At 50.9% G+C, this 285-nt stretch carries 1 rRNA gene; it reads left to right on the forward strand.

The features are described from left to right. Positions 1 to 285 (forward strand): 23S ribosomal RNA (locus A3709_RS20965); the annotation flags it as partial.

Below are 285 nucleotides of genomic sequence, written 5' to 3' on the forward strand. Positions count from 1 at the left end.
GGGAGCCCTTCGGGGTGACTGCGTACCTTTTGTATAATGGGTCAGCGACTTATTGTCTGTAGCAAGCTTAACCGTTTAGGGGAGGCGTAGGGAAACCGAGTCTTAATAGGGCGTTTAGTTGCAGGCAATAGACCCGAAACCGGGCGATCTATCCATGGGCAGGTTGAAGGTTAGGTAACACTGACTGGAGGACCGAACCCACTAACGTTGAAAAGTTAGGGGATGACTTGTGGATCGGAGTGAAAGGCTAATCAAGCCCGGAGATAGCTGGTTCTCCTCGAAATC

It is taken from the genome of Halioglobus sp. HI00S01, assembly GCF_001635445.1.
In the GTDB taxonomy this organism is placed as follows: Bacteria; Pseudomonadota; Gammaproteobacteria; order Pseudomonadales; family Halieaceae; genus Halioglobus; species Halioglobus japonicus.